Source organism: Pseudomonas sp. N40(2020) (genome assembly GCF_014472415.1).
Taxonomy (GTDB): domain Bacteria; phylum Pseudomonadota; class Gammaproteobacteria; order Pseudomonadales; family Pseudomonadaceae; genus Aquipseudomonas.
The window spans coordinates 90,019-116,084 of the sequence record NZ_JACSZV010000016.1 but is presented as its reverse complement, the minus strand read 5'-3'; the positions used below and the strand labels follow the sequence as shown (position 1 = coordinate 116,084).

The following is a 26,066-nucleotide window of genomic DNA, read 5'->3' as shown; positions in this document are numbered from 1 at the left end:
CTTTTGATCTTATAAACAGCAAGATCAAAAGATCGCAGCCTTCGGCAGCTCCTACAGGGGACTTGTATGGGGTCAGAAGCCTTGCGGGGTCGAGCGGGCAACGATGGCTTCGACATCAAGCCCACGCGGCAACGCACCATACACACGGCCGCTACCACTCAACCGACTGGCAATAAACGCATCGCTCACCGCTGAATTCCCCGCCTCCAGCAACAGCTTGGCCTGCAAGCCAAGGGCAATGTCTTCGGTCAACTGCCGCGCCCGATACTGAATGTCGCCGGTGTCCTTGAACTGCGCCTGCAACTGCTGGATATGCGCAGCCAACCGTCTATCGCCATGGCCGTCACCCAGTTCACTGAACAGCACGTCCAGCACACCCGGCTCTTTCGACAGCGCGCGCAACACGTCGAGGCACTGCACGTTGCCCGAGCCTTCCCACGTCGAGTTGACCGGCGCCTCGCGGTACAGACGCGGCAGTATGCTGTCCTCGACATACCCGGCGCCGCCCATGCATTCCGCCGCTTCATTGATCATTGCCGGCGCGCGTTTGCAGATCCAGTATTTGCCCACCGCCGTCACCAACCGGGCGAACTGCGCTTCGTGGCGATCGTCCAAATGATCCAGCGCCTTGCCCATGCGCAGGCTCAGGGCCAGCGCGGCTTCGCTTTCCAGCGCCAGATCGGCCAGCACGTTCTGCATCAACGGTTGTTCGCTGAGCAACTTGCCGCCGACCTTGCGGTGCGCGCAGTGGTGGCTGGCCTGGGTCAGCGCCTGACGCATCAGCGAACTGGAGCCGACCATGCAATCGAAACGGGTCATCGCCACCATTTCAATGATGGTCGGCACGCCGCGCCCCTCTTCGCCGACCATCCACGCCAGCGCCCCGCGAAATTCCACTTCGCTGGAGGCGTTGGACTGGTTGCCGAGTTTGTTTTTCAGGCGTTGGATGTAGAACTGATTGCGCGTGTCGTCCGGGCGATGGCGCGGCAGCAGGAAACAGGTCAGGCCCTTGTCGGTCTGCGCCAGCGTGAGAAACGCATCGCACATCGGCGCCGAACAGAACCACTTGTGCCCAACCAGTTCATAAGCCTGGCCCGGACCGCTGGCGCCGACCGGATAGGCCTTGGTGGTGTTGGCGCGCACGTCGGTGCCGCCCTGTTTCTCGGTCATGGCCATGCCGATGGTGACACCGGCCTTGTGCGCCATGCCGACATTGCGCGGGTCGTATTCGGTGGCGAGGACTTTAGGCAACCATTGCTCGGCCAGATCAGTTTGCAGGCGCAGCGCCGGGACGCTGGCGAAGGTCATGGTCAGCGGGCAACCGCTGCCGGCCTCGGCCTGGCTGTGCAGATAGGTCATGGAAGCACGGGCGACATGCGCGCCGTCCTGCGGTTGCGCCCAAGGCAGCGAGGTCAGGCCATGCTCGACTGCCGTGCGCATCAGTTGGTGATAAGCAGGATGAAATTCCACCAGATCGATGCGATGACCGTAGCGGTCATGGCTGGCAAACGCCGGTTTGTTCTGATTGGCGAGGAACCCGGCCTCCATCAGCGGCCCGCCGGCCAGTGCGCCGTAGGCATCAATCCGCGACTCGGCCCAACCGGCGCCGAACCTGCGCGACCACTCCTGCAACGGCAGGTCGATGCGATAGAGGTTGGTGCCGTCCAGCGACGGCGGCTGGTTGGTGACCTCGTGGGTTTCGGCAAACTGATGCAGGTTCATGACGGGTTCCTTTTTCAGCGAGAAGGTCAGTTAAGCACCGCCCAAACGCCGAACAAAGTGTCATATCCGCCGAATTTGCGGCGCTTTTACCCTATCAACAGCAGAGCACCCGTCGCTCCAGCGCAGACTGCAAATCTTCGAATTTCACCGGTTTGTTCAGGTAGTCGATCACTGCATCCGTGGCGCAAACCTCGCGATCCGCGCTCAACGCCAGCATGAACACCGGCAAGTGGGCGCAACCCGGCAAGGCGTGGATCTGACAGCACAACGACGCGCCGTCATGGGCGGGCAACTGGCAATCGATCAAGACCGCATCAACAATTTCGCGCTGCAGGCAATCGAGCGCTGCTGCGCCGTTTTCAGCGGTACGCACGCGGAAGCCGAGTTTGAGCAGCATGCCGCGCATGACCAGTTGATTGACGGTGTTGTTGTCGACCAATAGCACCGTGCAGTCCTGCGGGGCACGGACGCAATCGCGCACATTCGCAGGGGTCGGCGCCGGCTCGACCACCGGCAATTCGAACTCCACGTCCAGCTGAAAGCGACTGCCACTTCCGGGTTCAGAGCGATGGGTGAGCTTGCCGCCAAGCAGTTCGACCAGTTGTCGGCAGATCGCCAGCCCTACTCCCAATCCACCGTACTCACGGGTCATCGAACCGTCGAGCTGGAAGAAGCGCTGGTACATCGTCGCCTCGCCCAGATCGGTAAAACCGATGCCGGTGTCGATCACAGCAAATGACAGCGCCAATCGATTGTCCGTCGACGGCTTGCCGGTGACCCGCAGCGCCAGCCCACCGACACGGGTGAACTTGATCGCGTTATCCAGCAGGCATTCCAGGCATTGCGCCAGTTTCGCGCTGTCGCCGTGCAGGCGATCCGGCAGGATCGGCAACACGTCAACCTTGAAGTCCAGCGACTTGCTTGCCGCGTTGCCTTCGAACTGAGCGCGCAACCCTTCAACCACACCCCGCAGGCTGAAACTGCCCGACGTCGCCTTGAGCCTGCCGGCCTGCAATTCGGTGAGGGTGAGGATGCCGTTGACCATGCGCATCATGTCCCGGGCGGAGCCGGCGGCGGTCTGGTGATATTGCTCAAGCTCGGGATCCAGATCGACGGTCTGCATCAGTTCCAGCGAACCGATCACACCGTTCATCGGCGTGCGCAGTTCGTGGGTCAGGGTCGCGAGAAATTCGTCCTTGAGCTTGTTGCTGTGGGCCAGTTGCTGGTTGAGCACTTCAAGTTTCTGCCCGGCATCAAACAGCGTCTGCGCCTGCTGCTCGCGCATCGCGTTGATGCGGTCAGCCAAGGCCAGCGACAACAAAGCCACTTCGATCGCCGAACCGATCTGGCTGGCGTACATCGTCAGGAACACGTTTGGCAGCAGGCCCAACACCATCAGCGTATTGATGACGCCGCCGAGCAGGAACGCCGACCATGCAATGATGAAATAGCGCGCCACGCGCAAGCCACGCCACCAGGCGAGAATCCCCGCCGCAAAAATCACCACCGTGAAGGTCAGCGCCAGCGTCGTCGCCAGGCGCAGGGCCAGGGCGTAACTGGTCATCAGCGACAAACCGACTACCAACGCACCGAATGCAATCAGGGCGATCAGCAAACGGTCGAGCCAGCGGCTGTGGGTCTTGGTCTGCAAGAAGCTGCGGGCGAACTGGCTACCGAACAGGCCCGCGCAACCGATAAAGAACGGCGTTGCCGCGTTGGCCCACCACGGATTGTCCGGCCAGAAATACTCGACCGCCGCGCCGTTCACCGACAGTTGATAGAGGCCGAACGAGCCAATGTAGAAGATGTAATAGAGGTAGCTGGTGTCGCGCACGCTGAGGAAGATGAACAGGTTGTAAACCAGCATTCCCAGCAGCACGCCATAAATGATGCCCAGCACATACAGGCGCACTGGCTGATCTTCGAGATACGCAGTGCTCGACCACAACGTCACCGGCGCCTGGATCGAGCCTTCACTGGCCAGTCGCAAGTAAAGGGTTTGTTGTTGATCCGGTTTGACGGCCAGGTTGAACAGGTAATTGTTCTGGCGGATCTCGCGACTGGCGAACGGCAAGGCGTCGCCGGTTTGCCGGATCAGGCGATAGTCGCCATTGGCATCGGCCATATAAAGGTCGAGATGATCGAGCGGTGGATAAGCCAGTTCCAGCAGCCAGGAGCGCTGTGCAGCGGGATTGCTCGGGCGGTAATGCAGATCGATCTTCAGCCAGAACGCCGAACGCGAGTACCCGGCATTGAGCGTGGCTTTATCGTGGGCTTTGAAATTGCCGGCGACGGCCTGCGCGCGGACGTCGGCAATGTTCGCCTGACCGCTCGGGTCTTCGAACACTTGCAGCGACCGGCCCAGAGGGAGGCTCTGGGTGAATTCGTCAAATTCGACGGCGCTCGCCATGAGGGGCAAGCAGAACAACAACATCAGCAAATAGCGCATTGAAGCCCCAGCGTGGCTCGTCCGGTTGTGTCAGGAAGCCCCCCCATTCCCTTTGAGTAGACGTAAAACCGGTATTACCTGTTATTGGTTTGGATCCAGACTAGCATAGCCGTTGATGGCCATTGAACACCATCGAAATTTTTCCTACAAAGGCTCTAGAACGGGCGTTTCAGAGCAAAGCACCGAGCTAGAGCTGTTGAGTTGGTCAGGTTGTGACAAACCGGTCAGCATTCTCTGACCGGGTTATCCGCCAGGCACAACGGCACTGAACCGAAAAATCAGGTTTGGTGGTAAGCTCGCGCACCATGAATATCTACAGCTCCCGCCCCGTTGTCCTCTGTCTCTCCGGCCACGACCCCAGTGGTGGCGCCGGCTTGCAGGCAGATATAGAAGCCTTGCTCGCGCAGGGTTGCCATGCGGCTCCGGCCGTCACCGCACTGACCGTGCAAGACACCGTCAACGTCACTGATTTCCGCGTCCTCGACCGTGAGTGGGTATTGGCTCAGGCCAATGCCGTGCTCAACGACTCCGAAGTCGCAGCGGTCAAACTGGGCATGCTCGGTTCGCTGGAAATGGTCGACACCGTTGTCGAACTGCTTTCGGCGCACCCGCATTTGCCGGTGGTCTGCGACCCGGTGCTGCGCGCCGGCGGCGGCGGACGCCTGGGCAAGGACGAAGTCGGCTATGCGATGCGTGAGCGTCTGCTGCCGCTATCAATCATTGCCACCCCCAACCTTCCCGAAGCCCGCATCCTCGCCGAACTGCCCGAAGGCACAGCGGACGAGTGCGCTGAAAAACTTTTGCCGTTCGTCAAAAACCTGCTGATCACCGGCGGTCATGGCGACGAAACTGAAATCCACAACCGCCTGTACAGCCGCGACGGCCTGCGTGAAACCTTCTATTGCCAGCGTTTGCCGGGCAGTTATCACGGCTCCGGTTGCACCTTGGCCAGCGCTTTGGCTGGCCGACTGGCCCAAGGCGAGAATCTCGCCAGCGCGGTACGCAGTGCATTGGATTACACCTGGCGCACCCTGCGCGATGCCGAACAACTGGGCAAAGGCCAGTTTGTACCGCGTCGCCTGCCGCTGGATTTCTGCTCGTAACGTCGTGAGGTCTGCCTGATGAAACTACGTGGCCTGTACGCCATCACCGACAGCCAGTTGCTGGCCGGCAAATTCCTGTCGTACGTGGAGGCGGCGCTGGAAGGCGGCGTCACCCTGCTGCAATACCGCGACAAGAGCAGCGACGAGGCCCGGCGTCTGCGCGAGGCCGAAGCGCTGCGCGATTTGTGTGCGCGCTACAAGACGCAGTTGATCATCAACGATGACGCCGAACTGGCTGCACGCCTGAACGTCGGCGTGCATCTGGGCCAGACCGACGGCCCGCTGTCGCCGACCCGCGCCCTGCTCGGCTCGAAAGCGATCATAGGCTCGACCTGCCACGCGCAGATCGAACTGGCCGAACAAGCTGCCAAAGAAGGTGCGAGCTACGTCGCCTTCGGTCGCTTCTTCAACTCCAACACCAAACCCGGCGCGCCGACCTGCAGCCTCGACCTGCTCGACGAAGCCCGCCGCAAACTGCATTTGCCGATCTGCGCGATCGGCGGCATCACCCTCGACAACGCCGCGCCGTTGGTGGCCCATGGTGTCGACCTGCTGGCCGTCGTCCACGGCCTGTTCGGCGCTGAAACCACCGCCGAAGTGACCCGCCGCGCCCGCGCCTTCAACGAATTACTGAAAGTCTGATTTGAGAGCCCGATCATGTCTCGTTCCGAAACCCTGTTTGCCAATGCCCAGAAACACATCCCCGGTGGCGTGAACTCGCCGGTTCGCGCGTTCAAGAGCGTTGGCGGCACGCCGCTGTTCTTCAAACACGCCGAAGGCGCCTACGTCACCGACGAAGACGACAAGCGTTATGTCGATTACGTGGGTTCGTGGGGGCCGATGATCCTTGGCCACAGCCACCCGGACGTTCTGGACGCAGTGCGCAATCAACTGCAACACGGCTTGTCTTACGGCGCGCCGACCGCGATGGAAACCGAGATGGCCGATCTGGTCTGCTCGCTGGTGCCATCGATGGACATGGTGCGCATGGTCAGCTCCGGCACCGAAGCGACCATGAGCGCGATCCGTCTGGCCCGCGGTTACACCGGTCGTGACAGCATCATCAAGTTCGAAGGCTGCTACCACGGCCACTCCGACAGCCTGCTGGTCAAGGCCGGTTCCGGCGCACTGACCCAAGGCGTACCGAGTTCGGCTGGCGTGCCAGCGGCGTTTGCCAAACACACCCTGACCCTGCCGTTCAACGACATCGACGCGGTGGAAACAATGCTCGCAGAAGTCGGTCGGGACGTCGCCTGCATCATCGTCGAGCCAGTGGCCGGCAACATGAACTGCGTACCGCCGGCACCGGGTTTCCTTGAGGGCCTGCGCACACTCTGCGACAAGCACGGCGTGGTGCTGATTTTCGACGAAGTGATGACCGGTTTCCGCGTCGCCCTCGGCGGCGCTCAGGCCTACTACGGCGTGACCCCGGACCTGACCACGTTCGGCAAAATCATTGGCGGCGGCATGCCGGTCGGCTGCTTCGGTGGCAAGCGTGAAATCATGGAGCGCATCGCGCCGCTGGGCCCGGTGTATCAGGCGGGCACCTTGTCGGGTAACCCGTTGGCCATGGCCGCCGGCCTGACCACTCTGCGCCTGATCAGCCGTCCGGGTTTCCACGACGAACTAACCGACTACACCACACGCCTGCTCGACGGTCTGCAACAGCGCGCCGATGCCGCGGGGATTCCCTTCGTGACCACGCAGGCAGGCGGCATGTTCGGCCTGTACTTCAGCGGCGCTGACGACATCGTCACTTTTGAAGACGTGATGGCCAGCGACGCAGCGCTGTTCGGTCGCTTCTTCCACCTGATGCTGGAAGGTGGCGTGTACCTGGCGCCGAGCGCATTCGAAGCCGGTTTCACCTCGATCGCGCATGGCGAAGCCGAGTTGAAACTGACCCTGGACGCTGCCGAACGCGCCTTCGCTGCACTGAAGTAATCGCCGCACCGCTGACGTTGGCTATCGCCGACGTCAGCTTTCACCTACATCCACCCGGTTTTTCCGACGCACCTGCCAGAATTCACCCGTAAAGTGGGCGATATATTCCCCGCGCAGCAGAAAAACGAGTAAAGACTTTGTAAGGTTGGCCCTGCTTATTTCATAATGCGCGCTTATTGGATCCCTCGATGGGTCCGCGTGCCCTTCAGAGGTAAGTCGATTCCCATGAACCGCACCGGCCGCACCCTTGCCTTGGGCTGCCTGTTGCTCCTTCAGCCCCTGCTCGCGCATGCACAAGCAGGCGGCAACTCGTTGTTGATCCCGGCGATGGGTCGTTGCACCCTCAATACTCAGCCGCAAGACGTCACGCAGGCACTGGCCGCCTGCCAGAAAGCGGCGGACGAAGGGGATGCGCAAGCGCAATACGAGTTGGGTGAGTTCTACTACGACGGCAAGAATGCGCCGCGCGACCTCAATCAAGCCCTGAGCTATTTCGAAAAAGCCTCGTTGCAAGGCCACGCTCAGGCGCAATTCAAGCTCGGCACCATGTTCTTCCACGGTGAAGGCGTACAGGCCAACAATATTCAGGCGTACATCGTGCTGAAGATGGCGGCGGTCAACGGCGCCGAAGAGGCACTGGACACGGCCGACGAAGTCTCCGAAAAAATGTCCCGCGAAGATCTCGAAACCGCTACGCAGGTGCTCGGGCAAATTTTCCGTAAATACCTGATGGAACTGCAGAGCGCCGATGGGCGCACGCCGTTCTCACCACTGCCCTGATCAGCGATAGTTCCCACGCAGAGCGTGGGAACGATCAGCATCCAGAATTAGCTGTTACTTCTCAGGCATCGGCATCGGAAACGGCATCACATTGCCGACCGCGCCGCGGGCTTCGCTGATTTTCGGCGTGCCCAGACGCTCGACTTCGTCGATACGCACGATCGAATGCATCGGCACAAAGCTGCGCACCACGCCTTCAAACTGCGCCTTGAGCTTTTCTTCGCTCGGATCGACGACCACTTGCGTGCGCTCGCCAAAGACGAACTCTTCCACTTCCAGAAAGCCCCACAGATCACTTTGATAGATCTGCTTGGCGTACATTTCGAACACCTGGCCCTGGTTGAGGAAAATCACCTTGTAGATTGGAGCTTCGCGTTTGGTCATGGCGGGCGGACAACATCGGGGATAAAAATGAGGGCGCGAACTATAGCATAGCCACTGGACGCACAGCGGTAGGAACCTGAGGGCATGTTCCCTATAATGCGCGGTTCTTTGAATCACGTGACGACCAAAATCCATGGCCAAGAAGCTTTACATCGAAACCCACGGTTGCCAGATGAACGAGTACGACAGCTCGCGCATGGTCGATCTGCTGGGCGAACATCAGGCCCTGGAAGTCACCGCTCGCGCGGAAGACGCCGACGTGATTCTGCTCAACACCTGCTCAATCCGCGAGCGCGCCCAGGATCGGGTGTACTCGCAGCTCGGCCGTTGGCGCGAACTGAAGCTGGCCAACCCGGAGATGGTGATCGCCGTCGGCGGTTGCGTAGCCAGCCAGGAAGGCGCGGCGATCCGCGATCGCGCCCCGTATGTCGACGTCGTTTTCGGCCCGCAAACGCTGCACCGCCTGCCGGAGATGATCGACGCCGCACGCAGCACCAAGCTGCCGCAAGTCGACGTCTCGTTCCCGGAAATCGAAAAATTCGACCACTTGCCCGAGCCGCGTATCGACGGCCCGAGCGCTTACGTGTCGGTGATGGAAGGCTGCAGCAAGTACTGCACGTTCTGCGTGGTGCCCTACACCCGTGGCGAAGAAGTCAGCCGGCCGTTCGACGACGTGATCGCCGAGATCATCCACCTTGCCGAAAACGGCGTGCGTGAAGTGACCTTGCTGGGGCAGAACGTCAACGGCTATCGCGGCACCACCCATGATGGTCGCCTGGCTGATCTCGCCGAGCTGATCCGTGTGGTCGCCGCCGTCGATGGCATCGACCGCATTCGCTACACCACCTCACACCCGCTGGAGTTCTCCGACAGCCTGATCCAGGCCCACGCCGACGTGCCGGAACTGGTCAAACACCTGCACTTGCCGGTGCAATCGGGTTCGGACCGGATTCTGGCGGCGATGAAGCGTAACCACACGGCGCTGGAGTACAAATCCAAGCTGCGCAAACTGCGTGCGGCGGTACCGGGGATCTGCATCAGCTCGGATTTCATCGTCGGTTTCCCCGGTGAAACCGAGAAAGATTTCGAACAGACCATGAAGCTGATTGCCGACGTTGGTTTCGACTTTTCCTACTCATTCGTCTACAGCCAGCGCCCGGGCACACCGGCCGCTGATCTGGCGGATGACACCCCGGAAGAGCTGAAAAAGGAACGTCTGAACGCGCTGCAACACCGCTTGAATCAGCAAGGTTTCGAGATCAGCCGACAAATGGTCGGTTCGATCCAGCGGATTCTGGTGACCGATTATTCGAAGAAGGACCCGGGCGAGCTGCAAGGGCGCACCGAGAATAATCGTATCGTCAACTTCCGCTGCGACAATCCAACCTTGATCGGCCAGTTCGCCGACGTGCATATCGACGCGGCGCAACCGCATTCGTTGCGTGGCTCGCTGATTCAGTAACACTGCATTTCCCCTGTAGGAGCGAGCCTGCTCGCTCCTACAGGGACAGCGCCAGACCCGGGAATCGCGTTGCGATATTTAAGAGCTTTCGCACCCACGCCTCTGGCGTTATCCTTGATTTCATCTTAATTGCCCCAGGGCGGCTAAATACGACCTTGAACGCACCCATAGAACCACATCGTTTTATTCTCGAGCCCTTTGAGGCTGGCCGCTTCGCCAATCTGTGCGGGCAATTCGACGAGCATTTGCGCTTGATCGAACAGCGCCTGACCATCGAGATCCGCAATCGCGGAAACCAGTTCGAACTGATCGGCGACCCCAAGCACACCACTTCTGCGGAAAACCTGCTGCGCCGCTTGTACCGGGAAACCAAGGGTACCGAGCTGTCGCCTGACATGGTGCACCTGTTCCTCCAGGAATCGGCCGTCGTAGAACTGGACAACCACGCCCCCGCCGAAGCGTCCGTCGCCCTGCGCACCAAGAAAGGCATGATTCGCCCTCGCGGCTTGAATCAACTGCGCTATGTGAAGGAAATCCTCGGCAACGACATCAACTTCGGCATCGGCCCGGCCGGTACCGGCAAGACCTACCTGGCCGTGGCCTGCGCGGTTGATGCACTGGAGCGCGAGCAAATCCGCCGCATCCTGCTGGTGCGTCCGGCAGTTGAGGCGGGCGAAAAACTCGGCTTCCTGCCCGGCGACCTGTCGCAGAAGATCGACCCGTACCTGCGCCCGCTCTACGACGCGCTCTACGAGATGCTCGGCTTCGAATACGTGGCCAAGCTGATCGAGCGTCAGGTGATCGAAGTCGCGCCGCTGGCTTACATGCGTGGCCGTACACTGAACAACAGCTTCATCATCCTCGACGAAAGCCAGAACACCACCGTCGAACAGATGAAGATGTTCCTGACCCGGATCGGCTTCGGCTCAACTGCGGTCATCACCGGCGACATTACTCAGGTCGACTTGCCGAAAGGCACCAAGTCCGGTCTGCACCATGTGATCGAGGTGCTGAAAGACGTGCCGGGCATCAGCTTCACTCACTTCCAGCCTAAAGACGTCGTGCGCCATCCTTTGGTACAGCGGATCGTCGAAGCCTACGAGCGCTTCGAAAACCGTGACGAAGCACCCAAGGAAACCTCGCGAAATGCTTGAGCTAGACCTGCAAATCGCGACTGACGCGAGCGCGCCGAGTGAGGTCGACTTCCGCCTGTGGTGCGAACTGGCCCTGCGCCAGCGCACCGCTGACTCGGAAATGACCATTCGTCTGGTCGACGAGGAAGAAGGCCGCGAACTCAATCACACCTGGCGCCAAAAGGACTACGCGACCAACGTCCTGTCGTTCCCCGCCGAAGTGCCCGACGAGTTTCTCGATATCCCGCTGCTGGGCGATCTGGTGATCTGCGTGGCCGTGGTCGAGCGCGAAGCTGCTGAACAAGGCAAGGAACTAAAGGCCCACTGGGCACATCTGGTCATTCACGGCTGCTTGCATCTGCTCGGTTACGACCATATAGATGACGAAGAAGCCGAAGAAATGGAAGCACTGGAACGCGAGTTGCTTGCTGAACTGGGCTATCCCGATCCGTACGCGGACGACGAAACCGAACCATCCCCTATCGTTACAACAAAGGATTCAGAGTAATCGCTATGAGCGAAGATCGATCGAGCAACGGGCAGAAGTCTTGGCTGGGTAAACTGACCCAGGCTTTTGCCCACGAGCCGAAGAACCGTCAGGAGCTGCTTGAGCTGCTGCGCGATGCACATCAAAACAAGCTGCTGGACAGCGAAGCGCTGGCCATCGTCGAAGGCGCCATTCAGGTAGCTGACCTGCAAGTACGCGACATCATGGTGCCGCGCTCGCAGATGATCAGCATCAAGGCGACCCAGACACCCCGTGAATTCCTCCCCGCCGTGGTCGACTCGGCCCACTCGCGCTACCCGGTCATCGGCGAAAGCCATGACGACGTGATGGGCGTGCTGCTGGCCAAGGATCTGCTGCCGCTGATCCTCAAGGAGAACGGCGACAGCTTCAACATCAAGGACCTGCTGCGCCCGGCCACGTTCGTGCCGGAGTCCAAGCGTCTGAACGTGTTGCTGCGTGAATTCCGCGCCAACCACAACCACATGGCCATCGTCATTGACGAATACGGCGGCGTGGCCGGTCTGGTGACCATCGAAGACGTGCTGGAACAAATCGTCGGCGACATCGAAGACGAGCACGACGTCGAAGAAGACAGCTACATCAAGCCGCTGCCCAGCGGTGACTTCCTGATCAAGGCCCTGACGCCGATCGAGAACTTCAACGAGTTCTTCGACAGCGAGTTCTCCGATGATGAATTCGACACCGTCGGCGGCCTGGTGATGAGCGCGTTCGGGCACTTGCCAAAACGTAACGAAATCACTGAAATCGGCGCCTATCGTTTCCGCATTCTGAACGCCGACAGCCGTCGGATTCACTTGCTGCGACTCTCGCCAATCGCTCGGTAATCATTAAGGATAGAAATGCGCTGGACAACCCGCCCCGGCTGGCCCGGTAACCTGCTGGCCGTGGCGGCCGGTGCAATCACCACCCTCGCTCTGGCACCGTTCGATATCTGGCCGCTGGCCTTGCTGGCGGTCGGCCTGTTCTATGCCGGGTTGCGCGAGCTGAGCCCGCGTCAGGCGGTGGGCCGTGGCTGGTGCTTCGGTTTCGGCCTGTTCGGCGCTGGCACCAGTTGGATTTACTACAGCATCCACCACTTCGGCGGCGCTTCGGTGTTGCTGGCCGGTTTCCTGATGCTGCTGTTTACCGCAGCGATTGCGTTCTTCTTCGCCCTGCCCGCCTGGATTTGGGCGCGCTGGTTGCGTCGCAACGAAGCGCCGCTGGCCGATGCGCTGGCATTCGCTGCGTTGTGGGTGGGTCAGGAGGCGTTTCGCGGCTGGTTCCTTACCGGTTTTCCGTGGCTGTATTCCGGATACAGTCAGCTCGATGGGCCGCTGTCCGGCCTGGCGCCGGTCGGTGGCATGTGGCTGGTGTCGTTCGTTCTGGCGCTGACTGGCGCGCTGATCTACAACGCGCCGCGCCTGCTGCAAACCGGTCGCAAGGCTTTTGTTGCCGTTGGCCTGCTGTTGCTGGTCGGGCCGTGGGTGGCGGGCATTGCGCTCAAGGGTCACGCCTGGACCAGTCCGTCCGGCGCGCCGCTGACCGTCGCAGCGATTCAGGGCAACGTCGCACAAAGCATGAAATGGGATCCGGCAGAACTTAACGCACAGCTGGCGTTGTACCGCGATCTGAGTTTGCGCTCCAAACCAGTGGATCTGCTGATCTGGCCGGAAACCGCCGTGCCGGTGCTCAAGGAATCCGCCGAGGGTTACCTGAGCATGATGGGGACCTTCGCCGCCGAGCGTAAATCGGCCTTGATTACCGGTGTACCCATTCGCCAAACGGTGCATCACGAGAGACGCTTCTACAACGGTATTACCGTGGTTGGCGAAGGTGATGGCACTTACTTGAAGCAAAAACTCGTGCCGTTCGGTGAATACGTGCCATTGCAGGACATCCTGCGTGGACTGATCGCGTTCTTCGACCTGCCGATGTCCGACTTTGCCCGTGGCCCCGCGGACCAACCTCTGTTGCAAGCCAAGGGGTATCAGATCGCACCGTTCATTTGCTACGAAGTGGTCTATCCGGAGTTCGCCGCCAGTCTGTCGGCGCGTAGTGATCTGCTACTGACAATCAGTAACGACACTTGGTTCGGCACCTCGATCGGCCCACTGCAACACTTGCAGATGGCGCAAATGCGCGCCCTTGAGGCGGGTCGCTGGATGATCCGCGCGACCAACAATGGCGTGACCGGTTTGATCAACCCGTTCGGGCAGATCACCGAGCAGATTCCGCAGTTCGAGCAAGGCATTTTGTACGGCGAAGTGGTACCGATGCATAACCTGACGCCGTATCTGCAATGGCGTTCGTGGCCGTTGATCATCCTGTGCGTATTGCTGTTTGGCTGGGCGCTGATGGCCAGCCGGATGTCCAAAACCCTCTAAAGCAAAAGATCGCAGCCTGCGGCAGCTCCTACACGGTATATGTGTTCACCGTGTAGGAGCTGCCGCAGGCTGCGATCCTTTGATCTTCAGCGATAGAAAAACGAATACCCCACCTGCCCCACCGCTTCATTGAGCAACTGCCCGCTCTGCCAGATCGACTTGAACTCCGGCAGCCAGCCACCAAATGGCCTGGCGTTATCGGTGCCGAGAAACCCGACTGGCGCCGGCACCACTTCAAATCCCGCCTTCTCGAAACTCCAGACCGAGCGCGGCATATGCCAGGCCTGTGTCACCACGACCACGCGCTTGATCCCCTGCGGCAACAACATATCAGCACTGAATTTGGCGTTTTCCCATGTGGTACGGCTCTCACCCTCTTGCCAGCGCACAGTCACGCCGAAGTCATCCAGTAACGAGTCAGCCATCAATTTCGCCTCGGTCGGCGGCGTGCCGTAATGCAAGCCGCCACTGGTCAGAATCGGCAATCCCGACGCCTTGGCCAGCCGTGCCGCATAGCGCTGACGCTCCAGCCCCACGCCGGTCGGCTGATCCTCGCCCCAGGCCAGATCACCGCGCTCACGCCCGGAACCCAGCACTACAATCGCATCGGCCCGTTGCGCGAGCGTCGCCCACTCTTCGCGAGCCAGCGGCGGCTCGCGCTCAAGGGCCTTGGCGCCCCACTGCACGACCACCGGCAGACTCATCAGCCAGAGCCCTCCAAAACCAATGGCAAAACACAATCCAGCGAGGCGCGGCCGTGAGCGTCGCAGCCACCAGGCAGCCAGCAACAGCAGTAAAAGAATGCCGGGCGGCAGCAAAAGTTGTTTGATGAAGTAACGAAAAGGCATCGGGCATCTCCAAAGATGCCCGAAGCCTAAGTGGGTTAAACCAACGCGACAACCGATAGGGTGGGATCCTGTTGAAAAAGATCCGTTTCTTGACCTGCCATGCGCTTACTTGGCCTGCAAAGCACGCACCTTGACGGTGTCTTTGCGGGGCGCCTTGTCCTTGAGCCAGATGACCTTGGCCGAATGTGCTGCATCGAGCTGCTTCACTGCTTGCGACAAGCATCCGTGCGTTTCACGTTCACTGCGATCCAGATAGGCCTTGACCAGTTTGAACTCGGCGGGGCTCAAGCCACGCAATTCCAGTTCCAAGGGGCGCTCATCGCGCAGCCGATCAGCGGTTTTTGCAGCATCCAGGGCCATCCCCAGACGATCCATCAACCGTTCGTACAACTCAGGTTTCGTGACGCTTCTTTGCTGTTGCTCCACCATCCCTCACCTCATTGAAGATAAGACTCACTCCCCAGTTAGAGCTTAGCTTCGCTGCACAAACCGGCTACACGCCGCGACCAACGGCCCTCGCCAAGGATTTACCGGTCCAAACAGCTGTAATCAGGGTTTCCCTAGGCCAAGCGCGGTCATGTATGCTACGGCGCTTCCTGTCATTCCACTTCCAGCTCGTCCGGGCCATCCCGATGCCGCGTTGAAGAGGATTAGGCCACCCATATCCAGTACAAAAGTAGCCATGCACGAACAATATCAGCCCCGTGAAATCGAAGCCGCCGCCCAGTCGTTCTGGGACGAGCAAAAGTCCTTTGAAGTCAGTGAACAGCCAGGCAAGGAGACTTTCTACTGCCTGTCGATGTTCCCTTACCCCAGCGGCAAGCTACACATGGGGCACGTGCGCAACTACACCATCGGCGACGTGATCTCCCGCTATCAGCGCATGCAAGGCAAGAACGTTCTGCAACCGATGGGTTGGGACGCCTTCGGCATGCCGGCAGAAAACGCCGCGATGAAAAACAACGTCGCGCCGGCCAAGTGGACCTACGAAAACATCGCCTACATGAAAACCCAGCTGCGCAGCCTGGGCCTGGCGGTGGACTGGTCGCGCGAAGTCACCACCTGCAAGCCGGATTACTACCGTTGGGAACAATGGCTGTTCACTCGCCTGTTCGAAAAAGGCGTGATCTACCGTAAAAACGGCACCGTGAACTGGGACCCGATCGATCAGACCGTTCTGGCCAACGAACAGGTGATCGACGGTCGCGGCTGGCGTTCCGGCGCGCTGATCGAAAAGCGCGAAATCCCGATGTACTACTTCAAGATCACCGCTTACGCGGATGAGCTGCTGGAGAGCCTCGATGAACTGACTGGCTGGCCTGAACAGGTCAAGACCATGCAGCGCAACTGGATCGGCAAATCCCGCGGCATGGAAGTGCAGTTCCCGTACAACGTCGACTCCATCGGCGAAGCCGGCACCCTGAAAGTCTTCACTACCCGTCCGGACACCCTGATGGGCGCGACCTACGTCGCCGTGGCCGCCGAACACCCGCTGGCCACCCAGGCTGCGCAGAACAACCCTGAGCTGCAAGCGTTCATCGCTGAATGCAAGGGCGGCAGCGTTGCCGAAGCCGACGTGGCCACTCAAGAGAAAAAAGGCCTGCCGACCGGCCTGTTCGTCGAGCACCCGCTGACCGGTGAAAAACTCCCGGTATGGGTCGCCAACTATGTATTGATGCATTACGGCGATGGCGCAGTAATGGCTGTGCCGGCTCACGACGAGCGCGACTTCGAATTCGCCCACAAGTACAACCTGCCGGTGAAATCGGTGGTGCGTACCAGCTCCGGCGACACCAACCCGGCCCCGTGGCAAGACGCCTACGGCGAGCACGGCACGCTGATCAACTCCGCTGAGTTCGACGGTCTGGACTTCGCCGGCGCGTTCGACGCCATCGAAGTCGCACTGATCAAGAAAGAACTGGGCGCTTCGCGCACTCAGTTCCGTCTGCGCGACTGGGGCATCAGCCGTCAGCGCTACTGGGGCTGCCCGATTCCGATCATCCACTGCGATGCGTGCGGTGACGTGCCGGTGCCGGAAGACCAATTGCCAGTCGTACTGCCGGAAGACGTGGTGCCGGACGGCGCCGGTTCGCCGCTGGCACGCATGCCCGAGTTTTACGAGTGCAGCTGCCCGAAATGCGGCCAGCCTGCCAAGCGTGAAACCGACACCATGGACACCTTCGTCGAGTCCTCGTGGTACTACGCCCGCTACGCCTCGCCGCACTTTGAAGGTGGCCTGGTGGAAAAATCCGCGGCCGACCACTGGCTGCCGGTTGATCAGTACATTGGCGGTATCGAACACGCGATCCTGCACCTGCTCTACGCGCGCTTCTTCCACAAGCTGATGCGTGACGAAGGTCTGGTGAGCTCCAACGAGCCGTTCAAGAATCTGCTGACCCAGGGCATGGTGATCGCCGAGACTTACTATCGTCGCGAAGCCAACGGTGCCTACACCTGGTTCAACCCGGCGGACGTCGAACTGGAACGTGACAGCAAGGCCAAAGTCATCAGCGCCAAGCTGATTGCCGACGGTCTGCCGGTGGAAATCGGCGGCACCGAGAAGATGGCCAAGTCGAAGAACAACGGCGTTGACCCACAGTCGATGATCGACCAGTTCGGTGCCGACACCTGCCGCCTGTTCATGATGTTCGCCTCGCCACCTGACATGAGCGCGGAATGGTCCGACTCCGGCGTCGAGGGTTCGCACCGTTTCCTCAAGCGTGTCTGGCGTCTGGCGCAGGCCCACGTATCTCAGGGCCTGCCGGGCAAACTGGATGTTGCGGGCCTGAACGACGAGCAGAAAGCCGTTCGCCGTGCGATCCACCTGGCCATCAAGCAGGCCAGCCACGACGTCGGCCAGAACCACAAATTCAACACCGCCATCGCTCAGGTGATGACGCTGATGAACGTGCTGGAAAAAGCCGCGCAAGGCACCGAACAGGATCGCGCACTGGTGCAGGAAGGTCTGGAAGCCGTGACGTTGCTGCTGGCGCCGATCACACCGCACATCAGCCATGAGCTGTGGAGCCGACTGGGCCACGCCGATCCGGTGATCGACGCTGGCTGGCCAGCAGTGGACGAGACTGCGCTGGTGCAGGACAGCCTGACCCTGGTCATCCAGGTCAACGGCAAGCTGCGCGGTCAGATCGAAATGCCGGCCAGCGCGACTCGCGAAGAAGTCGAAGCCGCTGCTCGTGCCAACGACAACGTGCTGCGGTTCGTCGATGGCCTGACTATTCGTAAAGTGATCGTAGTGCCCGGGAAACTGGTCAATATCGTCGCCAGCTAATTGGATCGGGCGTCAGGTGTGCCTGGCGCCCAGTAAAACCTTTCGGGCCGCATGAACGGCCCACATGGTTTCAAGGGGAGCAACACAATGATCAAACGCAATCTGCTGGTGATGGGCCTCGCCGTCCTGTTGAGCGCCTGCGGTTTCCAGCTGCGCGGCACTGGCACCACCGAACTGACCATCAAGGAACTCGACCTGAGTGCGCGTAACGCCTACGGCGAGACCGTCACCCAACTGCGTCAGGTACTGGAATCCAGCGGCGTCAAGATTTACAGCGGCGCGCCTTACAAGCTGTACCTGGCTGACGAACAGGAAAGCCAGCGCATCCTCAGCTATGCCGGTGCCGGTCGTACGGGCGAGTATCAGGTCAACACCGTCCTGAGCTACGACATCCGTGGCAACAAAAACCTTTCGCTGCTGAGCGACAAGCTTGAAGTGCAGAAAGTGTTTATCCACGACGGCAACAACCTCGTCGGCTCCGATCAGGAAGCCAACGACGCCCGTCGCGATATTCGTCGCGAGCTGGTTCAGCGCATGATGCTGCGTCTGCAACAGCTGACCCCGGGTCAACTGGAGCAACTGCAACAGGCTGCCAATAACCGCGCCAAGGCAGAAGCCGACGCGCTGGAAGCGGCGCAAAAGGCTGAAGCGGAAACCCCGCGTCAGTCGCCGCTCGAAGTTCCGCAGCAGTAAGACGTTCGGGGCGCTCAGGCGCCCCGTTCGATTGCTCTTATGAAGCTCGCTCCCGCTCAACTCGGCAAACACCTGCAAGGCGCCCTTGCGCCGGTCTACATCATCAGCGGCGATGACCCGCTGCTATGTCAGGAAGCCGCCGATGCCATCCGCCTTGCTGCCCGCCAGCAAGGTTTCGACGAACGCCAAGTCTTCGCCGCCGACGCCAGTTTCGATTGGGGCACGTTGTTGCAGGCCGGCGCGAGCATGTCGTTGTTTGCTGAAAAGCGCTTGCTGGAACTGCGTCTTCCGTCGGGAAAACCCGGTGACAAGGGCGCTGCCGCCTTCATCGAATACTGCTCGCGTCCTGCCGAAGACACCGTCCTGCTGATCAGCCTGCCCAAGCTCGACGGCAGCGCGCAGAAGACCAAGTGGGGCAAGGCACTGGTTGAAGGCCAGCAAACCCAGTTCATCCAGATCTGGCCGGTGGATGCCAATCAACTGCCAAGCTGGATTCGTCAGCGCTTGTCTCAGGCCGGGTTGTCGGCCAGCCAGGACGCCGTGGAACTGATTGCTGCGCGTGTCGAGGGCAACCTGCTCGCCGCTGCGCAAGAAATCGAAAAGCTCAAGCTGATGGCCGAAGGCGGCCAGATCACCGTCGAAACCGTGCAGGCCGCTGTGGCGGACAGTGCGCGCTTCGATGTGTTTGGCCTGACCGATGCCGTACTCAACGGCGAACCGGCTCACGCCCTGCGCATGCTCGAAGGGCTGCGCGGTGAAGGTGTCGAACCGCCGGTGATTCTCTGGGCGCTGGCGCGGGAGTTGCGCCTGCTGGCCAATATCTCGCTGCAGTACAGCCAGGGCACGCCGCTGGACAAGGCCTTCAGCCAGTCCAAACCGCCGATCTGGGACAAGCGCAAACCGTTGATGAGCAAAGCCCTGCAACGCTACTCGGCGCAACGCTGGGCGCAGTTGTTGCTGGAGGCCCAGCGCATCGACGCACAGATCAAGGGCCAGGCGGCCGGGTCACCGTGGATGAGTCTGAGTCGGTTGGCACTGTTGATGGCTGGCCAACGTTTGTCATTGCCTGCCGAATAAAAATCAGACGATCGCAGCCTTCTGTAGGAGCTACGGCACGCTTCGATCTTTTGATCTTGTTTTCCTACAAAACGACCTGCATTTGCCCTATAGACAGACGCCCGACATCGGCAGATTATTTCCCCCGCAAAACCTACTCACCCAAGAGAACCCTCATGAGCAAAAAGCCATCGAAACATGGCCCGAACAAGGCCAAATCCATCATCGCCCAACCCCTGTTCCGCAGTCGCCAGGAACGACCAACCAAGGGTAAAGGCAGCTACCGCCGCGAAGCCTTCCAGTCTGACAACTGGGAGGCTTCTTACTTTCTGGCTGCCTGAAGCACAGTACCCCCCGGTCATGTTAAGGTCTGCACCTGATTCGTATCCTCTGGACCTGTGCATGCCCTTTTGTCTTTCCCATCGTTGGCCTGTTCGCCAATTGGTTGCTGCCACAAGTTTCATCCTGCTTGTTGCCTGTGCGGAAAAACCTACCGCCGCCGACGCGCAACCTCTTCAAGCGGCCCCTGTCGCCACGGCCCCAGCGATCATTCCGCCGGTAGTGCCGTCCGCCGACCCTCTCGACCTTCAACCGACCCAGTCCTTTGCCGAATGGCAGGCGGGTTTTCGCAAGGATGCGCTCGCCGCCGGGATCCGCGCCGATCTGTTCGATCGTGCGTTTGCCAGTGTCAGCTTCGACGCCAGCGTGATTCGCGCCGATCGCAGCCAGCCAGAGTTCTCCCGCCCGGTCTGGGAATACCTCGATGGCGCGCTATCGCCGCTGCGAGTACGCAAAGGCCAGGCGCTGATCAACCAGTACGCCGACATTCTGCAAAGCATCGAACAGCGTTATGGCGTTGATCGTCAGGCACTGGTGTCGGTGTGGGGCATGGAAAGTAACTTCGGTCAATTCCAGGGCAGCAAATCGGTGATCAACTCGCTGGCCACCCTCGCCTACGAAGGCCGCCGTCCGGGCTTTGCACACGCGCAATTGATCGCCGCGCTACAAATTCTGCAACAAGGCGATATCACACCCGAGAAGATGCTCGGTTCCTGGGCCGGCGCCATGGGCCAGACCCAGTTCATTCCGACCACCTACAACACCCACGCTGTGGATTTCGACGGTGACGGTCGCCGCGACATCTGGGGCAGCCCGGCCGACGCCCTGGCCTCGACTGCGCACTACCTGCAAAGCTCTGGCTGGCAGCGCGGCCAGCCTTGGGGTTTCGAGGTGCAACTGCCGAGCAGCTTCAACTACACGCTGGCGGACGGTGCGATTCGTAAAAGCGTCGCCGAATGGCGTCAGTTGGGTGTGACCCTGCCCAATGGCGGTCAGGTACCCGCAGGTTCCGAACAGCTGTCCGCCGCCCTGTTGCTGCCGGCCGGTTATCGTGGCCCGGCCTTCCTGATCCTTGACAACTTCCGGGCGATCCTCAAATACAACAACTCTTCGTCGTACGCCTTGGCCGTGAGTTTGTTGTCCGAGCGCTTCGATGGCGGTGGTCTGATCAATGGCACCTGGCCGAAAGATGATTTGCCGCTGAGCCGCACCGAGCGGATCGAATTGCAAACCTTGCTGAGTGCCCGCAACTACGATGCCGGCGCGGCGGACGGGATTATCGGCGCGAATACGCGCAAGGCGATCCGCAGTGCCCAGCAGTCGTTTGGCTGGCCAGCGGACGGGTATCCGACGCACAAGCTGCTCGAGAGCCTGCGTACGCAGTAAAGCAGAATCAAAAGATCGCAGCCTGCGGCAGCTCCTACACCGATTTCTGTAGAAGCTACCGCAGGCTGCGATCTTTTTTGCATCACCCGGACTACCGTCGAACCACTACATCCTGCTCCAGCATCAACTCTTTCTTCCCCGCATCCAGCCGCACCAGCGCACCCAGTGGCAACGTCAGGTTCGGGTCACAATGCCCACTGCGCCATCCTGACAGCACCGGAATCCGCAACGGTTCAAAGGTCTGCTTGAGCAAGCGATTCAACGCCTCGACATCAACTCCCGCGATATCCCCGACCAACACCCCGCGCAACTTGGCCAACTTGCCGGCCAGACGCATCTGGGTCAGCAAGCGGTCGATGCGATACAACGGCTCGTTGATATCCTCGATGAACAGAATCACCCCCTCGACGTCGATTTCGTAAGGTGTACCCAACGTCGCTGCGATCATCGCCAGATTGCCGCCGAGCAAGCGCCCGTGGGCAATACCTGGCTCGACCGTGGTCAACGGATAGGCCACGGGATGGCTGAGCAAACTGCCCGCTTTCAGTTGACCGCGCAGCATGGCAAAGAATGAAGTGACAGTCGGCGGCTCCTTGTCACCCAACAGGTCGGCATTGAGCAACGGCCCGTGAAAGGTGACGAAACCCGCGTAACGACTGATGGCCAGATGCAACGCGGTGATGTCGCTGTAGCCGACAAACGGCTTGGCATTGCGACTCAACAGATCGAAGTCGATCCGATCCAGCAGTCGCGGTGTACCGTAGCCACCGCGCAAGCAGATGATCGCGTCGACCTCGGGATCGGCGAACGCGGCATGCAGATCGTTAAGCCGCACGTCATCACTGCCAGCCAGATAGCCGTCTTTTTCATAGACTCCGGGAAACACACGCAGTCCATAACCCCGGGCGCGCATCCACTGCACAGCCTTGTCGGTGTCGAGGACGCCGGGGCCGGCGGGTGCGATAAGGCCAATCAGTCCCTCGGACGGCAGCGCTGGCACGGCACGATAAGGACAAAGTGTGTGGGTCGGTCGAACAGTCATCCATGAGTCTCCGCGTATAAAGTCATGGGCACACAGTAGTCAGGAACCGCGATAAACAGAAGAGGCTTTGCTCCTCCACGACTCGCAGGAAAAGTGGCTGCGTGTTGTAGGACAGGCAAAAAAATGCCCGCCGGGCGTTGAGGCCTCGGCGGGCATTTTTCAGTTCAGCGCAGAAATCAGGAACCCAGCAGCTCAGCCTTGACCAGCTTCGCCTGCTCGTCGGCGTGGTACGAAGAACGCACCAACGGACCGGACGCAACGTTCTTGAAGCCCATCTTGTAACCTTCCTCGGCGAACCAGGCGAAGGTGTCCGGGTGCACGAAACGCTGCACCGGCAAGTGGCTGCGCGACGGTTGCAGGTACTGCCCCAGCGTCAGCATGTCGATGTCGTGTTCGCGCATGCGCTTCATGACTTCGATGACTTCTTCGTCGGTCTCGCCCAGACCCAGCATCAGGCCGGACTTGGTCGGAATGTGCGGCATCATCTGCTTGAAGCGTTGCAGCAGGGTCAGCGACCACTGGTAGTCCGAACCCGGACGCGCAGCCTTATACAGGCGCGGCACGGTTTCGAGGTTGTGGTTGAACACATCCGGCGGCTCGGCCGCGGTGATTTCCAGGGCGACGTCCATGCGGCCACGGTAGTCCGGGACCAGGGTTTCCAATTGCACATTCGGCGACAGTTTGCGGATTTCGCGAATGCAGTCGGCAAAGTGCTGGGCACCGCCGTCACGCAGGTCGTCGCGGTCAACCGAGGTGATCACCACGTACTTGAGCTTGAGGTCGGCGATGGCGATGGCCAGGCTTTCCGGCTCGTTGACGTCCAGTGGTTTCGGACGACCGTGGCCAACGTCACAGAACGGGCAGCGACGGGTGCAGATGTCACCCATGATCATGAAGGTCGCGGTGCCACCGGAGAAGCACTCGCCCAGGTTCGGGCAGGAGGCTTCTTCGCAGACGCTGTGCAGTTTGTGTTTGCGCAGCAGGCTCTTGATACGGTCGACTTCCGGCGAAACTGGGATGCGTACGCGAATCCAGTCAGGCTTCTTCGGCAGCTCGGTGGTCGGAATGATCTTTACCGGGATGCGTGCAACCTTCTCGGCGCCGCGCAGCTTGACGCCGGCTTCGACCTTGGGACGCGGGGCCGGGCGCTCAGTCACGTCGAGCGTCGGGATCATGGTTTGCACTGCATCAGTAGTCATATCAGTCGATTCCGCCCGTCAGGGTCGTCTGCTCAGCATAGTCGAGGTGTTTGACGAGCTGCGCGCGCAGCCGGGCACTTACCTCGGCAAATTCAATCGATCCTGCGTGGTCGCTCAGCTGGGTCATCGCCAGCCCGGCGTAGCCGCAGGGATTAATCCGTCGAAACGGTTCCAGGTTCATATCCACGTTCAGGGCCAGGCCATGAAAGGAACAACCGTGGCGAATCCGCAAACCCAGAGAAGCGATTTTCGCTCCATCGACGTACACGCCGGGAGCATCTGGCTTGGCCGCGGCGGTCACGCCGTAGCTGGCCAGCAGTTCGATCAGGCAAAGCTCCATGCGGCTGACCAGATCACGCACGCCGAAACCCAGCTTGCGTACATCCAGCAACAAATAAGCCACCAGTTGGCCGGGGCCATGGTAGGTCACCTGGCCGCCGCGATCGACCTGCACCACCGGGATATCTCCCGGCAGCAACAAGTGTTCGGCCTTGCCGGCCTGGCCCTGAGTGAACACCGGCGGGTGTTCGACGAGCCAGATTTCGTCGGCGGCATCGCTGCCGCGTTCGTTGGTAAAGCGTTGCATGGCATGCCAGACCGGCTCGTAAGCCATCTGGCCGAGCTCACGAAAGCCCAGCGTGCCCGGCATCACAACACCATGTGCACGAAGCCGGTCGCCCGCAGTTCGCTGTTGATGTTGTACAGCTGATCTTGATCGGTTGCGACGATGTGCAACTGAATGGTGGTGTATTTGCCGTTGGTGCTTTGACGCTCGTCGATGCGCTCATCATTGATGGTCGCGTGTTTCAGAACGATCTCGATGATCTTGTCCTTGTTGCCAACACCCGTATCGCTGATCACCTTAATCGGATAATCAGTCTGGGGAAATTCGATCTTTGGCGCCTTTACTTCGGTATCGGTCATGGCGTAACGGCCTCTTAAGCCGTGGTAACGCGCATGGCCCCGCACCGGATCGGGGCGGGGCCATGCAGGTCAACACAAATCAGTTGAACAAGCCGTAGAAGAATAGACGGATGCTATCCCACATGCGGCGGAAGATACCACCCTCCTCGACGCCATCCAGAGCGATCAGGTCGGCGCTGTGCACCACCTTGTCTTCCAGTTTGACTTCGACTTTACCGATCACGTCGCCCTTGGCGATTGGCGCGGTCAGTTGCGGGTTCATGGTCATGCTGGCAGCGAGCTTCTTCAGCTGGCCTTTCGGCAGAGTCATGGTCAAGTCTTGAGCCAGGCCGGCCTTGACTTGATTGGTGGTGCCTTTCCACACCGGGGCCTGAGCCAGTTCGGTGCCCTTCTGATAGAAGGTCTGGGTTTCGAAGAAGCGGAAACCGTAGGTCAGCAGCTTCTGGGTTTCAGCGGCACGAGCCACTTCGCTGTTGGTACCGAACACGACGGCGATCAGACGCTGACCATCACGTACAGCCGAGGACACCATGCAGTAGCCGGCTTCGTCGGTGTGACCGGTTTTCAGACCGTCGACGGTCTTGTCGCGCCACAGCAGCAGGTTGCGGTTAGGCTGTTTGATGCCGTTCCAGAAGAACTCTTTCTGCGAGTAGATCGCGTAGTGAGCCGGGTCTTCGTGGATGATCGCGCGAGCCAGGATCGCCATGTCGTGTGCCGATGAATAGTGTTCAGGGTTCGGCAGACCGGTCGGGTTCATGAAGTGGGAGTTGGTCATGCCCAGATCGGTGACAGTCTTGTTCATCAGGTCGGCGAACGCATCTTCGCTGCCGGCGATGTGCTCGGACAGCGCCACGCTGGCGTCGTTGCCGGACTGGATGATGATGCCGTGCAGCAGGTCGCTGACAGTCACCTGCGAGCCGACTTTGATGAACATCCGCGAACCGCCGGTACGCCAGGCGTTTTCGCTGACAGTCACCGGATCGTTTTCACCGATCTGGCCACGACGGATTTCCAGCGTAGCGATGTACGCGGTCATCAGTTTGGTCAGGCTGGCCGGCGGCAGACGCTGGTCACCGTTGTTCTCGACCAGCACGTTGCCGCTGCTGGCGTCCATGAGCACGTAAGCCTTGGCGGCCAGTTGTGGTGGCGATGGCATCATCTCGGCCGCGAAGGCGGCTGGCGAGAGGAGCAGCGGGACTAGCAGACACAGGCGTTTGGCAAAGGTGGTGATGTTCATCCGTCTCTCGAAATCGCTAATGGAAACTTGCCCAAGGGCAAAAACTAATCAAATAACCTTCTAACGGGTTATCGCGTGTTCAGTTGCTCACTCCAGTCACCCTTGCCGGGCTTTTGTTCTTCGACGAGCCAACAACCTGATTCACCCCCCAATCGCTGGTGAATCGTCAATCAAGTCCTACGTATTA

24 protein-coding genes are annotated in these 26,066 nt (G+C 60.2%); 14 read left to right on the top strand and 10 right to left on the bottom strand.

Annotation, left to right across the window (positions count from 1 at the left end; translation table 11 throughout):
* Positions 1 to 72 precede the first annotated feature (72 nt).
* Both IAI51_RS12930 and IAI51_RS12925 read right to left on the bottom strand, forming a co-directional pair.
* Positions 73 to 1,722, bottom strand: coding sequence for an acyl-CoA dehydrogenase family protein (locus tag IAI51_RS12930; RefSeq protein WP_187678838.1), 1,650 nt, complete (start codon positions 1,720 to 1,722; stop codon positions 73 to 75).
* 94 nt (positions 1,723 to 1,816) lie between these two features.
* On the bottom strand, positions 1,817 to 4,171 hold the full coding sequence (locus IAI51_RS12925; RefSeq protein ID WP_187678837.1) for a hybrid sensor histidine kinase/response regulator: 2,355 nt from the start codon (positions 4,169 to 4,171) through the stop codon (positions 1,817 to 1,819).
* A gap of 305 nt (positions 4,172 to 4,476) precedes the next feature.
* Here IAI51_RS12925 and IAI51_RS12920 point away from each other — a divergent pair, with 305 nt between their 5' ends.
* From IAI51_RS12920 to IAI51_RS12905, 4 genes are all read left to right on the top strand, one after another.
* Positions 4,477 to 5,274 carry a hydroxymethylpyrimidine/phosphomethylpyrimidine kinase gene (locus IAI51_RS12920; protein ID WP_047303578.1) on the top strand — a complete coding sequence of 266 codons (798 nt, stop codon included), beginning with the start codon at positions 4,477 to 4,479 and terminating at the stop codon, positions 5,272 to 5,274.
* 18 nt (positions 5,275 to 5,292) lie between these two features.
* Positions 5,293 to 5,916, top strand: a complete 624-nt coding sequence (thiE, locus tag IAI51_RS12915) for a thiamine phosphate synthase (protein ID WP_187678836.1) — start codon at positions 5,293 to 5,295, stop codon at positions 5,914 to 5,916.
* Positions 5,917 to 5,931: 15 nt separating this feature from the next.
* A complete protein-coding gene (gene hemL / locus IAI51_RS12910) occupies positions 5,932 to 7,215 on the top strand; it encodes a glutamate-1-semialdehyde 2,1-aminomutase (RefSeq protein WP_187678835.1) in 1,284 nt (427 codons plus the stop codon).
* 225 nt (positions 7,216 to 7,440) lie between these two features.
* The gene (locus IAI51_RS12905) at positions 7,441 to 7,995 is read left to right on the top strand and encodes a tetratricopeptide repeat protein (RefSeq protein WP_042561233.1); all 555 of its coding nucleotides are present in this window, start codon (positions 7,441 to 7,443) and stop codon (positions 7,993 to 7,995) included.
* A 54-nt stretch (positions 7,996 to 8,049) separates the two neighbouring features.
* Here IAI51_RS12905 and IAI51_RS12900 read toward each other — a convergent pair whose 3' ends face one another.
* Positions 8,050 to 8,379 carry a DUF1820 family protein gene (locus IAI51_RS12900; RefSeq protein WP_003185742.1) on the bottom strand — a complete coding sequence of 110 codons (330 nt, stop codon included), beginning with the start codon at positions 8,377 to 8,379 and terminating at the stop codon, positions 8,050 to 8,052.
* Between the two features lie 133 nt (positions 8,380 to 8,512).
* Between IAI51_RS12900 and miaB the strand changes: the two genes are divergently transcribed.
* The 5 genes from miaB to lnt all read left to right on the top strand — a co-directional run bounded on the left by miaB (position 8,513) and on the right by lnt (position 13,866).
* Complete coding sequence (gene miaB, locus IAI51_RS12895) at positions 8,513 to 9,841, top strand: tRNA (N6-isopentenyl adenosine(37)-C2)-methylthiotransferase MiaB (protein ID WP_095190302.1); 1,329 nt, start codon at positions 8,513 to 8,515, stop codon at positions 9,839 to 9,841.
* Positions 9,842 to 9,996: 155 nt separating this feature from the next.
* A complete protein-coding gene (locus IAI51_RS12890; RefSeq protein WP_187678834.1) occupies positions 9,997 to 10,995 on the top strand; it encodes a PhoH family protein in 999 nt (332 codons plus the stop codon).
* Positions 10,988 to 11,482 carry an rRNA maturation RNase YbeY gene (gene ybeY / locus IAI51_RS12885; RefSeq protein ID WP_187678833.1) on the top strand — a complete coding sequence of 165 codons (495 nt, stop codon included), beginning with the start codon at positions 10,988 to 10,990 and terminating at the stop codon, positions 11,480 to 11,482. The genes IAI51_RS12890 and ybeY overlap by 8 nt, the downstream gene beginning before the upstream one ends.
* Before the next feature lie 5 nt (positions 11,483 to 11,487).
* Positions 11,488 to 12,327 (top strand): HlyC/CorC family transporter, encoded by an 840-nt coding sequence (locus tag IAI51_RS12880; protein WP_187678832.1) that lies wholly within the window; start codon positions 11,488 to 11,490, stop codon positions 12,325 to 12,327.
* Positions 12,328 to 12,342: 15 nt separating this feature from the next.
* Complete coding sequence (lnt, locus tag IAI51_RS12875; RefSeq protein WP_187678831.1) at positions 12,343 to 13,866, top strand: apolipoprotein N-acyltransferase; 1,524 nt, start codon at positions 12,343 to 12,345, stop codon at positions 13,864 to 13,866.
* Between the two features lie 86 nt (positions 13,867 to 13,952).
* Here lnt and IAI51_RS12870 read toward each other — a convergent pair whose 3' ends face one another.
* Both IAI51_RS12870 and IAI51_RS12865 read right to left on the bottom strand, forming a co-directional pair.
* Positions 13,953 to 14,714: a YdcF family protein gene (locus IAI51_RS12870; RefSeq protein ID WP_187678830.1), complete on the bottom strand. Its 762-nt coding sequence runs from the start codon at positions 14,712 to 14,714 to the stop codon at positions 13,953 to 13,955.
* A gap of 105 nt (positions 14,715 to 14,819) precedes the next feature.
* The gene (locus IAI51_RS12865) at positions 14,820 to 15,143 is read right to left on the bottom strand and encodes a hypothetical protein (RefSeq protein ID WP_187678829.1); all 324 of its coding nucleotides are present in this window, start codon (positions 15,141 to 15,143) and stop codon (positions 14,820 to 14,822) included.
* A 253-nt stretch (positions 15,144 to 15,396) separates the two neighbouring features.
* Between IAI51_RS12865 and leuS the strand changes: the two genes are divergently transcribed.
* The 5 genes from leuS to IAI51_RS12840 all read left to right on the top strand — a co-directional run bounded on the left by leuS (position 15,397) and on the right by IAI51_RS12840 (position 21,477).
* A complete protein-coding gene (leuS, locus tag IAI51_RS12860) occupies positions 15,397 to 18,003 on the top strand; it encodes a leucine--tRNA ligase (protein ID WP_187678828.1) in 2,607 nt (868 codons plus the stop codon).
* 87 nt (positions 18,004 to 18,090) lie between these two features.
* Positions 18,091 to 18,696, top strand: a complete 606-nt coding sequence (lptE, locus tag IAI51_RS12855; protein WP_187678827.1) for an LPS assembly lipoprotein LptE — start codon at positions 18,091 to 18,093, stop codon at positions 18,694 to 18,696.
* A 39-nt stretch (positions 18,697 to 18,735) separates the two neighbouring features.
* Positions 18,736 to 19,773, top strand: a complete 1,038-nt coding sequence (gene holA / locus IAI51_RS12850; RefSeq protein WP_187678826.1) for a DNA polymerase III subunit delta — start codon at positions 18,736 to 18,738, stop codon at positions 19,771 to 19,773.
* A gap of 155 nt (positions 19,774 to 19,928) precedes the next feature.
* Positions 19,929 to 20,093, top strand: coding sequence for an alternative ribosome rescue factor ArfA (arfA, locus tag IAI51_RS12845; protein ID WP_047602548.1), 165 nt, complete (start codon positions 19,929 to 19,931; stop codon positions 20,091 to 20,093).
* A 61-nt stretch (positions 20,094 to 20,154) separates the two neighbouring features.
* Positions 20,155 to 21,477: a lytic murein transglycosylase gene (locus IAI51_RS12840; RefSeq protein ID WP_187678825.1), complete on the top strand. Its 1,323-nt coding sequence runs from the start codon at positions 20,155 to 20,157 to the stop codon at positions 21,475 to 21,477.
* Between the two features lie 91 nt (positions 21,478 to 21,568).
* On the opposite strand, the gene IAI51_RS12835 is transcribed toward IAI51_RS12840, so the two are convergent.
* From IAI51_RS12835 to IAI51_RS12815, 5 genes are all read right to left on the bottom strand, one after another.
* Entirely contained in the window at positions 21,569 to 22,519 is a 951-nt protein-coding gene (locus IAI51_RS12835) for an LD-carboxypeptidase (RefSeq protein ID WP_187678824.1), read from the bottom strand.
* Positions 22,520 to 22,695: 176 nt separating this feature from the next.
* Positions 22,696 to 23,694, bottom strand: coding sequence for a lipoyl synthase (gene lipA, locus IAI51_RS12830; protein ID WP_161986515.1), 999 nt, complete (start codon positions 23,692 to 23,694; stop codon positions 22,696 to 22,698).
* 25 nt (positions 23,695 to 23,719) lie between these two features.
* Complete coding sequence (gene lipB, locus IAI51_RS12825) at positions 23,720 to 24,367, bottom strand: lipoyl(octanoyl) transferase LipB (RefSeq protein WP_008087909.1); 648 nt, start codon at positions 24,365 to 24,367, stop codon at positions 23,720 to 23,722.
* Complete coding sequence (locus tag IAI51_RS12820; protein ID WP_077574665.1) at positions 24,367 to 24,642, bottom strand: DUF493 domain-containing protein; 276 nt, start codon at positions 24,640 to 24,642, stop codon at positions 24,367 to 24,369. The genes lipB and IAI51_RS12820 overlap by 1 nt, the downstream gene beginning before the upstream one ends.
* A gap of 79 nt (positions 24,643 to 24,721) precedes the next feature.
* Positions 24,722 to 25,879, bottom strand: a complete 1,158-nt coding sequence (locus IAI51_RS12815) for a D-alanyl-D-alanine carboxypeptidase family protein (RefSeq protein ID WP_187678823.1) — start codon at positions 25,877 to 25,879, stop codon at positions 24,722 to 24,724.
* Positions 25,880 to 26,066: the final 187 nt, after the last annotated feature.